General features: G+C 68.8%; 11 protein-coding genes. 6 read left to right on the top strand and 5 right to left on the bottom strand.

Features of this window, described 5'->3' with window-relative positions:
- Window positions 1-165: 165 nt before the first annotated feature.
- The 3 genes from HUA74_RS34270 to HUA74_RS34260 all read right to left on the bottom strand — a co-directional run bounded on the left by HUA74_RS34270 (window position 166) and on the right by HUA74_RS34260 (window position 5,409).
- Complete coding sequence (locus tag HUA74_RS34270) at window positions 166-1,629, bottom strand: hypothetical protein (protein ID WP_174457921.1); 1,464 nt, start codon at window positions 1,627-1,629, stop codon at window positions 166-168.
- Between the two features lie 189 nt (window positions 1,630-1,818).
- Window positions 1,819-4,491: an N-acetylmuramoyl-L-alanine amidase gene (locus HUA74_RS34265; RefSeq protein ID WP_174457920.1), complete on the bottom strand. Its 2,673-nt coding sequence runs from the start codon at window positions 4,489-4,491 to the stop codon at window positions 1,819-1,821.
- A gap of 36 nt (window positions 4,492-4,527) precedes the next feature.
- On the bottom strand, window positions 4,528-5,409 hold the full coding sequence (locus HUA74_RS34260; RefSeq protein WP_174457919.1) for an OmpA family protein: 882 nt from the start codon (window positions 5,407-5,409) through the stop codon (window positions 4,528-4,530).
- A gap of 282 nt (window positions 5,410-5,691) precedes the next feature.
- Between HUA74_RS34260 and HUA74_RS34255 the strand changes: the two genes are divergently transcribed.
- Entirely contained in the window at window positions 5,692-6,324 is a 633-nt protein-coding gene (locus HUA74_RS34255; RefSeq protein WP_174457918.1) for a hypothetical protein, read from the top strand.
- Window positions 6,325-6,339: 15 nt separating this feature from the next.
- Window positions 6,340-6,885: a hypothetical protein gene (locus HUA74_RS34250; protein WP_141645039.1), complete on the top strand. Its 546-nt coding sequence runs from the start codon at window positions 6,340-6,342 to the stop codon at window positions 6,883-6,885.
- A gap of 7 nt (window positions 6,886-6,892) precedes the next feature.
- Here HUA74_RS34250 and HUA74_RS34245 read toward each other — a convergent pair whose 3' ends face one another.
- Window positions 6,893-7,432, bottom strand: coding sequence for a hypothetical protein (locus HUA74_RS34245; RefSeq protein WP_254614155.1), 540 nt, complete (start codon window positions 7,430-7,432; stop codon window positions 6,893-6,895).
- 97 nt (window positions 7,433-7,529) lie between these two features.
- On the opposite strand from HUA74_RS34245, the gene HUA74_RS34240 reads away from it, so the two are divergent.
- The 4 genes from HUA74_RS34240 (at window position 7,530) to HUA74_RS34225 (ending at window position 11,360) form a co-directional block, all read left to right on the top strand.
- Window positions 7,530-8,255 carry a TetR/AcrR family transcriptional regulator gene (locus HUA74_RS34240; protein ID WP_174457917.1) on the top strand — a complete coding sequence of 242 codons (726 nt, stop codon included), beginning with the start codon at window positions 7,530-7,532 and terminating at the stop codon, window positions 8,253-8,255.
- A gap of 9 nt (window positions 8,256-8,264) precedes the next feature.
- The gene (locus HUA74_RS34235; protein ID WP_174457916.1) at window positions 8,265-9,173 is read left to right on the top strand and encodes a transglycosylase SLT domain-containing protein; all 909 of its coding nucleotides are present in this window, start codon (window positions 8,265-8,267) and stop codon (window positions 9,171-9,173) included.
- 151 nt (window positions 9,174-9,324) lie between these two features.
- On the top strand, window positions 9,325-9,552 hold the full coding sequence (locus HUA74_RS34230; RefSeq protein WP_174457915.1) for a hypothetical protein: 228 nt from the start codon (window positions 9,325-9,327) through the stop codon (window positions 9,550-9,552).
- Between the two features lie 116 nt (window positions 9,553-9,668).
- Window positions 9,669-11,360, top strand: a complete 1,692-nt coding sequence (locus HUA74_RS34225) for a von Willebrand factor type A domain-containing protein (RefSeq protein ID WP_254625371.1) — start codon at window positions 9,669-9,671, stop codon at window positions 11,358-11,360.
- Here HUA74_RS34225 and HUA74_RS34220 read toward each other — a convergent pair.
- A complete protein-coding gene (locus HUA74_RS34220; RefSeq protein WP_174457914.1) occupies window positions 11,354-12,097 on the bottom strand; it encodes a glucosamine-6-phosphate deaminase in 744 nt (247 codons plus the stop codon). The genes HUA74_RS34225 and HUA74_RS34220 overlap by 7 nt on opposite strands.
- Between the last annotated feature and the right edge of the window lie 156 nt (window positions 12,098-12,253).

Here is a 12,253-nt window from a genome sequence, read left to right as displayed (position 1 = left end):
GCTGAACCGGGGCTTTGACAGGGGGCGTCGCCGCAGGGGGCGCCCCTGTCGGTGCCACCCCAGCGATGCGGCCTTGACCTGTTACCGCCTCGGGACTCTCCCCCGAGGGGTCCATGAGTTCCTCCAGGCATCACACCTCTACCCTGACGCTCACCGAGGACGGCGTCAGAGCGCGTGACAGACCTTGGGCTGGAGCGGCGTGGTCAGGAGCACGCCTTCCGGCAAGGCCGTCGCGGCCTTCCACGTCGTCACGTTCGCGGGCAACAGCCGCGCCTCCTTGTCGATCTGGACGATGAGGCCCCCGTCCGGCAGCGGCATCAGCGAGGCGCCGCCCGGTCCTTCGTGGATGCGCACGCGCTTGTTGTCGCGTGCGACGCGTTCCACGACGTGGCGCAGGATGCTCGTCGGCTCCGGCGTCGAGGCATCGCACCAGGACTCCACGGACGATATCCAGAGCGCGTCACCCACCGTCACGGCCTGGAGGAAGGGGTGCTTCGCCGGCACGGTGTCGTGCGGGATGCTCCGCTGCGTCGACTGCTCGACGAGTTTCCCCCCGTCCCTCATCCAGCCGTCGGGGAACCCGATGAGCACCGAGCCCTCGGAGACCAGTTCACCCTGGGCCGACACGGAACGATTGCGATGACCGCTCTCAGTGGCCACGTCACGCCACCCACTGAACTGGGGTTGTGTGGGATTGGTCTGGTCACCGTTCTGGACGCGGAAGGCCCACTTGCCTCGGACTTCGCTCCACTGGAGCGCCTGGGGGCCGCGATAGTCCGGAGTGGGGCTCCGCACGGGAGTCATCGGGCTCCCTGTGACGGCATCACGGACGCTCACCTCCAGGTCCGTGAGCATCGACGTCAGGCCCAACCCCAGTGCCCCTCGGACCAGCAGCACACTCGCGCGGTCGGTCGACAGGCGCGCGGTGATGGCGCCGGGCTCCAGCGGTCCCGCCGGCACGAAGCGGCCCTGCTTGGGCAGATAGACGCCCGCGCGGAGCAACGCGGGAGGCGGCGTCGTGAACGCTCCCGAGTCATCGCCCTCCTCGCTCCGTGGCGCCGCGGGCTTCCACCACACCACGGGAAGCCCCTGTGTCAGCGCGGTCCGCCAGGAAGCCTCGAGCCGAGGCAGCCGCGCGGCCAACGCCCGTCCCGGCTCGCTGTCACGCAGCGGCGCGAGCCCCGGGTCCGTCGCCCAGAGGGAGACAAAGCGCGGCAGGTCCGCCTGGAGCAGCGCTTCGATGTCCCGTGCCGCCGCGATGAAGTCCTTGCGTCCGACAGCCGCGCGCACGGGCTGCAGCGCCGACTCCGTGTCCTGGAGGGCCTGCGCGGGGTTCACACCGAGCAGCGCCGGGCCCGCTGGGGATGGAGAGGACGGGGCGGAGGATGAGGTCCCCACGGTTGGTGAAGGCACCGCACCCGTGGTCGCGCCGGCAAGCGACGTCCCCACCGTTCGCGGCTGAACCACTGGCGCCGACGTGGACGGCGCGGTGCCAGGCGTCGCCACCGAGGTCCGCTGCTGAAGCCCTGGCGTCGTCGAGGACGATTCCGCGGCGACCGCCTGCCGACAGGCACCGGTCAGCAGCGGCAACACCGCCACCATCCACCCCAGCGCCAGACGCAACGCCATGCCCTCCCACAGACGACCCGCCCCTCGCGAAACCACACTCACCCGACGCCCCATGGACGACCTCCCTCGACTCCAGAGCGACTCGGGATTGCGCCGGGCCGCCGGCACGGAACCACCCGCCGTGACGGCCCCCACTCGGGGCGTTGTCGTTCCTGGCTCGCGCTCATGGGAACCATCTTGTCACCGACCTCAAGGCGCGTGCAGGTGGAGCCGCATCTGCCCCAGCTCCGCCTGGAGCGTCGCGAACCCGGGCGTGACGGCCGTCAACTGCGCATCCGTGGCGGCCGTCGCCGCGAGCAGGCGCGTCAGCCATTCCCGGCTGTTGGCCGTCGCATCCACCTGGGGTCGAGTCGCACCGTCGGCGTCCTGCAACATCTCCATCTCCACCGAGCCCACGCCCTCGCGGTTGTTCAGATACGTCACCACGCGCCGCACCGTCTGGATGAACTCGTACCAGGCCGCCACCGTGGTGCCGTTACCAGGGCGGACATCCACCGCGTTCCCCGCGAGGTGCCGTCCCGCCCGAGCGCTCAGCGCATTGACCTCCACCGCCACATGGCTCAGCAGCACCGTGACGCCGTGCTGGCGGTCGTTGATCATCTCCAGGGCATCCAGCAGGCGCATCCGGAAGCGTGTCGTCTGCTGCGGCGCCGCGGCCAGCGCCGTCAAATCACAGAGCCGGTCCACGGTGACTTCGTAGAGATTGTCGTTCCACCGGACCTCCGCGTACCCCTGGGGAGGCGCCACGGAGGGGACGGGGTTCACGAAGCGCACCACGTACCCGTTCTCCACGGCGATGGTGCTCGTCACCTGTCCACGCGTCTTGTCCTGGGAGCGGAGAATCTGCTCATGCCGCGCGACGCGCTCGTTCATCCACTGCATGAACACGAGCGGGTGCAGGTGCCAGACATGCGAGTCGCCCAGGAAGGGCCCGATGACAGCCTCGGTGGCGACGCCCTGCATGTCCGTGTGGAAGCACAGAGGCCGGATGTTCGCCTCCCACTGCTCGTTGGTGAGCGCCTGCGTCAGCGCCACCTCGACGGCCGGCTGCCCCACGACGATGGTCTGCGTGAGCTGCTCACGCGTCTGCAGGCTCCACTCGCTGCGGAAGCGCACGGCCACCTGGCGCAAGTCACTCACCGCCGTGCGGACATCGACCTGGGTGATGGGCGGATAACCCCGCCCCTGGAGCCAGTCGTCCAGCGCGGGCAAGTCACAGACCAGGTCCTCCGTGGTGTCCTCCATCCGGTTGGCCGCATCCACCCACGGGCTGTCGGCGAACCGGGACACGTCCGCGGTGGTGAAGACCTCCACATGCACCGTGGGCCCATACACGGGCCCGGTGGCATCCATCCCGGTGATGTACGTGCCCGAGTGGCCCACCAGGTCACTGAGCAGCACGGTCTGGTCGGGATAGAAGATGTCGCCGTTGTCGGGCGCCTGGTCCGTCGGATGGTCGATGAAATAGTGATTGAGCCAGTCCGGATGCGCCGCGTAGTCGACCACCGCGGCCCCCGCGTCGCTGCGTGCAATCACCTCCGGTCGCAGGTGCATGTAGAGCGAATAGACGGTCTCCGTGGAGTCCGCCCCGTAGTCGATTTCCCCCTCGCGGTTCGCGTCCTCGCGCACGTGTACTTCATGACGCACGAGCACGAAGCAGCGGCTGTAGCGAGGCTCGACTCCCTGCACCAGCCCGTTGACGACCCGCGCGGCGACGATGCGGCCGTTGGCCATGGCATAGACGGGCCTCGCGTTCTCCCCCGAGGGGAGGTGGATGCCGCCGTGCCACAAGCGATTGAGGCCTACCGGGAAGTAGCCGCCGCCCGTGCCCTCGCATTCGGTGAAGTAGTCCACGCGACGGCTTGCGACGTTGTACGCCGTCATCGCGATGTAGTCGGCGGAGCGCGCCGTCTCAAGGTAGTTCAGCGCCCGCGTCGTGTCGTCCAGGTTGACGGGGTACCACCACTCGTCGCTGACGCCGCGCTTGAGCCGGTAGAAGTCCATGGACGCGCCCGGGTCCGAGCGGTCCGCCTGGATGTTGTTGTGCCCGATGATTCCCTGGAAGGAGCGCACCCGCTCCTTGTTCTGGAGCACCGCGGGTGTGTTGAGCTCGATGAGGTCCTGGACGTCAATCCAGGGTTGCTCGACGCCGGTGGCCGGATGCAGCAGGAAGGCCTTGGGAATGCGATTCATCTCGCACATGCACTTCGCCCACTTCACCAGCGTCTGGTACTGCTCCTCGGTGAAGAGCACGTCCATCGGGTACGTGGCGCGGTTGTCATTGCGCTCGTCGTCGAACGTCGCGACCTTGATGTAGTAGTAGGAGCGGCTGGCGCTGGTGCTCTGGAGCACCGTCCCGCCATTGATTTTGCCCAGCTTGTACCGGCGCGTGCCGCCCGTCTTCGAGCCCGGATGGGTGCTGTAATTACACTCGTCCGGGAAGGTCGTCACGGTCTGGAAGTCGATGCCGGGATAGCCATTGACGCTGTAGAGCGCGGGGCCTTGCTGAATCTTGCCGAAGCGCGCCAGCTCCACGCCGATGGACGTGAGGTTGACGAAGCTGTACTGCCCGGAGAAGTCGGGCGCGCCGCCCACGTGGTTGGTGCGGACAATCATCTCCTCGCACTGGAACAGCGTCCCATCCAGGTCGATGTTGAAGGTGGCGCCGTACCAGTCCGTGGCGGGCGCCTGCCAGTTCCCCGCCACCCAGCCGTGGGTGTAGTGCAGGGTGATGGTCCGCGTGACGTTCCGGTGGCGCGTCGCCGCGTTCCAGGCCGGGGTGCTGGTGGGCGGCTGCTGGTCTCCCACCGCGGTCAACACATCGGTACGTCCGTAGAGTCTCAGGACTTCCGGAACGGGCATGATGGCTCCACGCGAGCTGAGGGCAGGACAGCCGCCTCAGACAGAGAAGAAGAAGGTGTGGCGCGGGGTGATGGGCAGATAGCTGCGCTGGTAGCCGCCCTGGGCCCCATAGAGCTGCGCGCCCGGAGGACTCTGGCGCGAGAAGTCCGGCGGCGGCTCCTCGAAGAAGACCAGCTCCACGCGTCGGTTGACCTGGGAGCGAAGGTTGTCCTGGCCCTGGCCTTCGATGGGCCAGTCCTCGCCGCACCCGAGCACCGCGGGCGTGGCGAAACTCAGCGCCCCCCGCGCGGCCGTCAGGTCCACGCGGCCCGCGACATACGTCTCATAGAGTTGGAAGACGGCCTTCCAATCCTCCACGCCCGGCGCGCGCGAATCCGGCGGCTTCGAGCCGTGCGCGGCCTCCACGGCCTTGCGGAACGCCTCGAGCGCCGCCGTGGTGCGCTTTCCGTGCTGGCCATCGATGCCACCCGGGTCGCAGTTCCAGCCGTACTCGTCCGCCACCCAGGTGAGGACCGTCTGGTAGTCCTGCACCGTGTGCTCGGCGCACGAGGAGGCCCAGCCCGCCTTGTCGCCCGTCAGGAAGTCATGGACGTTCTGCGCGCGGGCCTTCGACAAGGCGCGGTTGGAGCCATCCCCTCCGACGCTGTCGGTGTGCCCTGCGACGAGCAGCGTCTGCTTCTTCTCCAGCGCATACTCGAGCGCGCGGATGACACACGTCAGTCCGCCCGTGTGGCCCTCGCGCCAGTTCTCGCGCGCGTGAGGCGCGGGCAGCAGCACGGCGCTGCCGGAGTGGAAGTTGAGGTCGTCCAGTTCCACCACGACGGCCGCACGGCGCTTGAGGACCAGGGTGTGGGCTTCGCCCGTGGGCAATCCGAGGCCCGATGTGAGCTTCCGCGCGGTGACCTTGCTGTGAGACATCCTCGCCCCCCGGACCGCTGTTGTTGGAAGTTGAACTCTAATCGTTCCTTCACCGCGCGTGCGAGTCCCTCCAGCAAGAAGTCGACGCGCGTGGGTGGCTCGCGCCTGCCTGCCCCGCATGACGCGGCAGCGCTCCGCTCGACCGAGAATCCTCGCGCCAGGAACCCAGGGCTTTCCGCGCCTCGGCCGTGAGGGCTCATCATTTTCATCCCCGCGACTTCCGTTTCCGCGCCCGCCGCCGAATGATGCTCGCCGGGCCGGACATCCTTCGTGGAACAGCACATGACGATGGCAACACCTTCGACGAGACGACGTGCGGCATCCCTCCGACGACATGGCACGGCCCTGGCCTGCCTCGTGGCGGTGGCCACCGGGGCCGCCGCCCACGCGCAGGAGGAGACGGCGGGCGCGGAGCCCTACCGACTGGGACTGCTGGTGGATGCGGGCGCGCCCCACGGCATCGGCGTGTCCGCGGTCTTCAAGCCCCTGCCCTGGCTGCGGCTGCAAGCAGGTCCCACCACCAACACGCTGAGCCTGGGGTTTCGGGGCGGCCTCAGCCTCCTTCCGATGCAGACGTTCATCTCCCCCTCCATCAACGTGGAGGGCGGGCACTACTTCGGCTCCGACTACAACGACGTGGTGGACTGGCTGGGCGCCACGCCCACGTCGGCGACGTCCGCCATCCGCGACATCAGCTACGACTACGTCGCCGGCAGCGTGGGGCTCGAAATCGGCGCCGCCAACCGGTTCAACTTCTTCCTGCACCTGGGCCTGAGCTACGTGCGCATGGGCGTGGACGACGCGAGCGCGCTCATCGAAGACGCCACGGACGAGTCGGACATCACCGCGCGAAACCTCACCGTGCGCGCCACCATCCCCTCCGTGAAGGTGGGCTTCCTCCTCTATTTCTTCTGAGCCATGAGACACACCATGCGAACGAATTCCTTCCGCGCCCTGGTGCTCTCCACCTGTGCGCTCGTCGCCACCGGCTGCGACTCGCTCTTCTTCATCGAGGCGGAGGCCGAGGAGATCTGCAAGGCCGAACCCGACGTCGACTTCCCGGCGGCCTTCCCCGGCACCCTCAGCATCGAGTACTCGATGGAGTTCCCGCTGGGTGACTTCGACGAGGTGCTCCCCCAGGACACCGACGTGGAGACGGAGCTGCGGCTCAAGGGCTTCGAGGTGACGTCCAGCACGGACCTGAGTGGCATCGAGCGCGCCAGCGTCTCCGTGGTCCGCCCGGGCACCAGCGAGAGCATCCTCATTGGCGAGTACCGCCGCACCAACACGTCGCCCACGCAGTCCATCCGGCTCACCGGCAGCGGCGCGGTGAACCTGCTGGACATGGCCCGCGAGGACGCGCTCGAGCTGACCTTCGAGGCACGGGGCTCGCTGCCCACGCGCGACTGGAACGCGAGAATCGAGGCGTGCGCGGGCGTGCGTGCCAAGGCGAACTACTTCGACCTCGTCTTCTAACCCCGCGTCACGGGTGCGCGGGGGACGCGGACGTCAGGCGCTCCCCTGTGCCCATGGGCACCGGCGCCGTGGAGGCCGAGGGCTGCACGCCCAGGTACTCGCGCCGCGTGCCCAGCAGGTTGTCGAAGAACGGGTGCGTCACGCACCAGTTCGCGTTCTGGTCCGAGCCCAGGTGGTGGTCGTAGTGCCAGGGCAGGTGCTCCCGAGCCCACTGGGGGTCCAGGTGCGCGCGGCGGTGGACGCGGTAGTAGTTCACCGCGCACGCCCACACGGTGCCCACGAAGAAGGGGGCCACCGGGAACAGCGGCGCGTGCGCCAGGGCCACCGCGGCCAGCCCCAGGAGCTCCTTCGTCTGCGCGGACCAGGTCCACAGCGAGCGCAGGTACTGGTCATCCAGCATGTCGTGCTTGCGGGACGCCTGGTGGTGCTCGTGCCAGTGGAAGCCCCAGAAGCTTCCCCGGTGTCGACCCAGGCCATGCAGCACGTACTTGTGCAGCGCCCATTCGCCGAAATTGGAGTACGCCCAGCCCAGAGGGATGCCGATCATCGTCGCTCTCCAGCGGGGCGCCCGGCCGACTCCCCGCCCTCAATATCATGACTATTTGGTCACTCTTTTTCTATCACGCAATGAGTCGGAGCGCACGATGGTGAGCCGCGACGGCACGAAGGCCAGGGGCGTGGAGGCGGACAAGCGGCCGGGGCGGCCGGGTGGCCCGAGGGAGACGGCGCGGCGGGAGCGGACGAAGGAGCTGGAGGACGCGGCGTTGCGGCTCTTCGTGGAGCGGGGGCTGGACGCGGTGACCATCGACGACATCACCCAGGCGGCGGGGGTGGCCAAGGGGACGTTCTACCGGTACTTCGTCGACAAGGCGGCGCTCGTGGAGGCGCTCTTGGAGCCGGTGCGGGGCGAGCTGCTCTCGGGGTTGGAGGCGTGCGGCCAGGCGCTCGGGAAGGCGCGGGGCGTGGAGGCGATGTTCGAGGCGTACCGCGCCATGGCGGCCGTCATCGCGAGCGCGCTGTTGCAGTACCCCGGCGTGGTGCGGCTGTACCTCCAGGAGAGTCGGGGGCCGGCGGTGGGTGCGCGGCGGAAGGTGGCGCAGCTGGCGCGGGAGGTGTCGCGGCATGCGGTGGATATCACCCAGAAGGCGCACACCCATGGGCTGTTGCGGCCGATACGGCCAGCGGTGAGCGGGCTCGCGGTGGTGGGGGCGGTGGAGCGGCTGCTGCTGGCGGTGTTGAGTGAAGAGGACATCGGCAATCCGCTGGAGTTGCCGGACGCGCTCACGACGCTGGTGCTGGACGGACTGCGAGTGCCGCCTGGGACACGGGAGGGGCGCCGGAAGTTGGACGGGGGAGCCAAGCGCACTTAAGGGTGGAGTGTGGCGCGCAAGCGGGCCCTGGGTGGCTTCAGCATTCCGTGGTGGGCGTGGGTGGGGCTGGCGGCTGTCACGCCGGTGGTCCTCATCAACACGGCCATTGCGTGGCTGGGTGACACGCACGTGTCGCCGCTGTCGCTGTCCTTCCTGGAGATGAAGGTGAACGCGCTGCGCACGTATGTGGCGCACCGGCCGTCGTGCGTGCTGGATGGGCACGAGCCGCTGGAGCCGCTCATCGCGCGGGCGGAGCGGAGGCACGGGCTGCCCGCGGGATTGTTGCAGGCGCTGGTGCTGGTGGAGTCGGAGGGGCGGGTGCATCGCATCTCTCCGGCGGGCGCGATGGGGCCTGGGCAGTTGATGCCCACCACGGCGGTGATGCTGGGGGTGGAGGACCCGTTCGACCCGGCGCCCGCGTTGGATGGGAGCGCGCGATATCTGGCCGAGCAGCTCCGGCGGTTCCGGGACGTGAGGCTCGCGGTGGCCGCGTACAACGCGGGGCCTGGCGCGGTGGATGGGCGCGTGCCGAGGAATGGGGAGACGGAGTACTACGTGCCCAAGGTGCTCACGGCCTGGGTGCGGACACGGCCGCCGGAGCCGCCGCCTCGTCCAGTTCCCGTGGTGGCGGCGCGTGCTCGGCCCGTGGTGGCTGTGGTGGCGAAGCCCGTGGCGCCTGTGCGTCCCGCTGTGGCGCCGGTGAGCAAGAAGGCGGGGCCCAAGGTGGCGGCGAAGCCGGTGGCCCCCGTGCGCCCCAAGGTCGTCGCCAAGGTGTCAGCAGCGCCGGCGCGCAGCGCGGTCGTCGCCAAACCGGTGGCACCCAAGGCGAAGCCGAAGAGCGAGGCTGTTCCCGCGAAAGCGCCGACTCGCGCGACGCAGGCGAAGCCCACCGTCACCGCGAACACGCGACCGGGCTGAACAGGGACCGGCCTCGAGGGTCGCCACCCTGACGACCTGTCTTTCGAGTCCTCTTCGCCGTGACATGCCGCGTGGCCACGAAGCACTCGACAACTTTGCGCGCGGCATGTTGGGTTCGAACCCTTTCGCTGAAACGAGTCCCGGGTCGACCATGAAGCGAGCCACCCGCATCCGTCAGTCCGCAATCCGCGTCCGCAGCGGCAGCCGACTGGTCCTGTTCCTTCTGGCCCTGTGGCTGTGCGCGATGTTCTTTGGCGTGACGTGGGCCGCGAAAACCATAGGAATCCTGATCCTCTACGTCGCGGCCACGACGGCCCTTGAGGCCTGGAACGTGTGGCGCCTGAGTCGCCTTCCACCCGAGGAGTCGGACCGAAGCTGAAACCCGACGTGAGCGGGAGGCCGCATCGGTCGGATGACCGACCTCCTCCCGTTGACCGACCTCGGGCGAATGACGGACGCGCGGCGTGAAGCACTCGTGCGACGAGTAGCTCACGCATGACGACTCCCTCCACGCCCCGAGGCTCCATGAGCAAGCGCTTGAAGGTCCTCTACTCCCTGCTGTCCCTCGTGCTCGCCTTCGTGGGCGTGGTCACCCTGTTCGGCGACAACATCCGCAAGCACTTCGGGGCAACCGCCTCGTCACTCGCCGGCAACCCGGACGTGGCCTACGCGAAGAGCATGCGCACCTTCGGAGAGAACACCGCCTACGGCAACGACGGCGCGCCCTCCACTGTCGACTCCCTCCAACGCAAGCCAATGCGCCACTTCAACTCCGGCGCCTACGCCGAGGCCCCCGCCCCTAGCCAGCGCACGGAGCGCCTCGCCTCCAACGCCTATACCCGCACCGAGAACGACCCGCTCTCCACCTTCGCCGTGGACGTGGACACCGCCTCCTACGCCCTCTTCCGCCGCGCAGTGAAGGGAGACCGGCTGCCCTCCGCCGACACCGTCCGCGTGGAGGAATGGGTCAACTACTTCCGCTACCGCGTCCCCGAGCCCAAGCCCGACGAGGGCGCCTTCCACGTCGCGCTCGAAGCCGCGCCCTCCCCCTTCGCCCCCAGCCAGCACATCCTCAAGGTGAGCCTCCAGGGCCGCCACGTCGCCAAGGCCCAGCGCAAGCCCACGCACCTGGTCTTCCTCGTGGATACCAGCGGCTCCATGAACGGCGAGGACCGGCTGGAGCTCGCCAAGACGTCGATGAAGCTCGCCGTCGCCGGCCTCAACCCCGCCGACACCGTCACCATCTCCACCTACGCCGGTGACGTGCGCACCGTCCTGGACACCACGCCCGCGCGCGACCGCAAGGTCATCGAAGCCGCCATCGACGGCCTCTCCTCCGGCGGCGGCACCGCCATGGGCAGCGGCCTGGAGCTGGCCTACCAGCACGCCGTCCGCATGGCCGGAGCCAACCGCGTCTCCCGGGTCGTCGTCCTCACCGACGGCGACACCAACCTCGGCCGCAACCAGACGGCGGACGCCATGCTGGAGAGCATCAGCCGCTACGTGAAGGAAGGCGTCACCCTCTCCACCATCGGCTTCGGCATGGGCAACTACCGCGATGACCTGATGGAGCGCCTGGCCAACAAGGGCAACGGCAACTGCTACTACATCGACTCGGAGCGCGAGGCCCGCCGCGTCTTCCAGGAGCAGCTCGGCGGCACCATGGAGGTCATCGCCCAGGACGTCAAAATCCAGGTGGAGTTCGACCCGACCGCCGTGCGCGGCTACCGGCTGCTCGGCTACGAGAACCGCGCCATCGCCGACAACGACTTCCGCAAGGACGCCGTCGACGCGGGCGAAATCGGCGCGGGCCACACCGTCACCGCGCTCTACGAACTGGACCTCACCGGAGAAGGCTCCACCGTGGCCACCGTCCGCGTGCGCGCCAAGAAGCCCGGCGACTCCGAGGTCGCCGAGCAACGCTTCACCCTGCCGCGCCACCAGGTGCGCGAGTCCCTGTCGACCACCTCCTCCGACCTGCGCTTCGCCCTCGCCGTCGCCGGCACCGCGGACCTCCTGCGCGGCACCACTCCGACGGATGACCGCGGCTTCGCGCGCATCCACTCGCTCGCCGAAGATGCCGTGGATGGCCAGGAGGACCGCGAGGAGTTCCTCACCCTGCTCGGCAAGCTGCGCGAGCTGATGTCGCCGCGCCTCGTCCGCAACGCGAACCCGACGCGCTACTGAGTCCGCGCCGACAGGGCGCTCGCCGAGGCCCTGTCCAACCACACCTCCACGTCGCGGTGCAGTTGCAGGAACGACGCGGGGCAGCGCGGAGTCACGGGGCCCTCCATCATGGCCTTCACCGCCTCCGCCTTGCCCTCGCCGAACGCCAGCAGCATCGCGCGCCGCGACTGGATGAGCGCCCCCATTCCCAACGTCAGCGCCTCCAACGGCACGTGGCTCGGGTCATCACCAAAGAGCATCGCGTTGGCCTCCCGCGTCTCCCGGCTCAGGCGCGTCCGGTGACAGCGCGCCTGCAACTGCTCCGCGGGCTCGTTGAAGGCCAGATGCCCGTTGGCGCCAATGCCCAGAAGCACCAACCCCAGCCCACCCTCCGCCGCCAGCTCCGCCTCGTAGCGCGCGCACTCGACCTCCGCGTCCGGCGCCGCGCCGTCGAGGAAGTGGATGCGCTCCTCCGACAGGTTCACCTTCCGGAAGAAGTGCCGGTCCATGTACGCGCGAAAGCTACCACCGTCCTCCGCCGACACCCCGAGCAGTTCGTCCAGGTTGAACGTCCGCGCGCGAGACCAGTCCACCGCCTTGCGCTCATGCAACGCCACCAGCTCCCGGTACACGTTGAGCGGCGTGCGCCCCGTGGGCAGCCCCAGCACCAGCGACGGATGAGACGTCACCGCCTCGCGGACTCGCGCGGCGCATGCGACGGCCGCGTCCTGCTCGGACTCGAAGACTCGAAGGTGCAAGGAGGCTCTCCGCTCGCGAAAGAGGCGCACACGAGCATAGAAGCCCCACCTCCAACACGAGCCCTGAGTCAGGAACGCGTTCACCACGAGGCGCGTCTGTGACAACTGCTGCAACTGTCTCTTTCCGATACCACACAAACGCAACGCGTCATGCGT

Source organism: Myxococcus sp. CA051A (assembly GCF_013336705.1).
GTDB classification, from domain to species: domain Bacteria; phylum Myxococcota; class Myxococcia; order Myxococcales; family Myxococcaceae; genus Myxococcus; species Myxococcus llanfairpwllgwyngyllgogerychwyrndrobwllllantysiliogogogochensis.
This window is presented reverse-complemented; position numbering and strand designations above follow the sequence as displayed.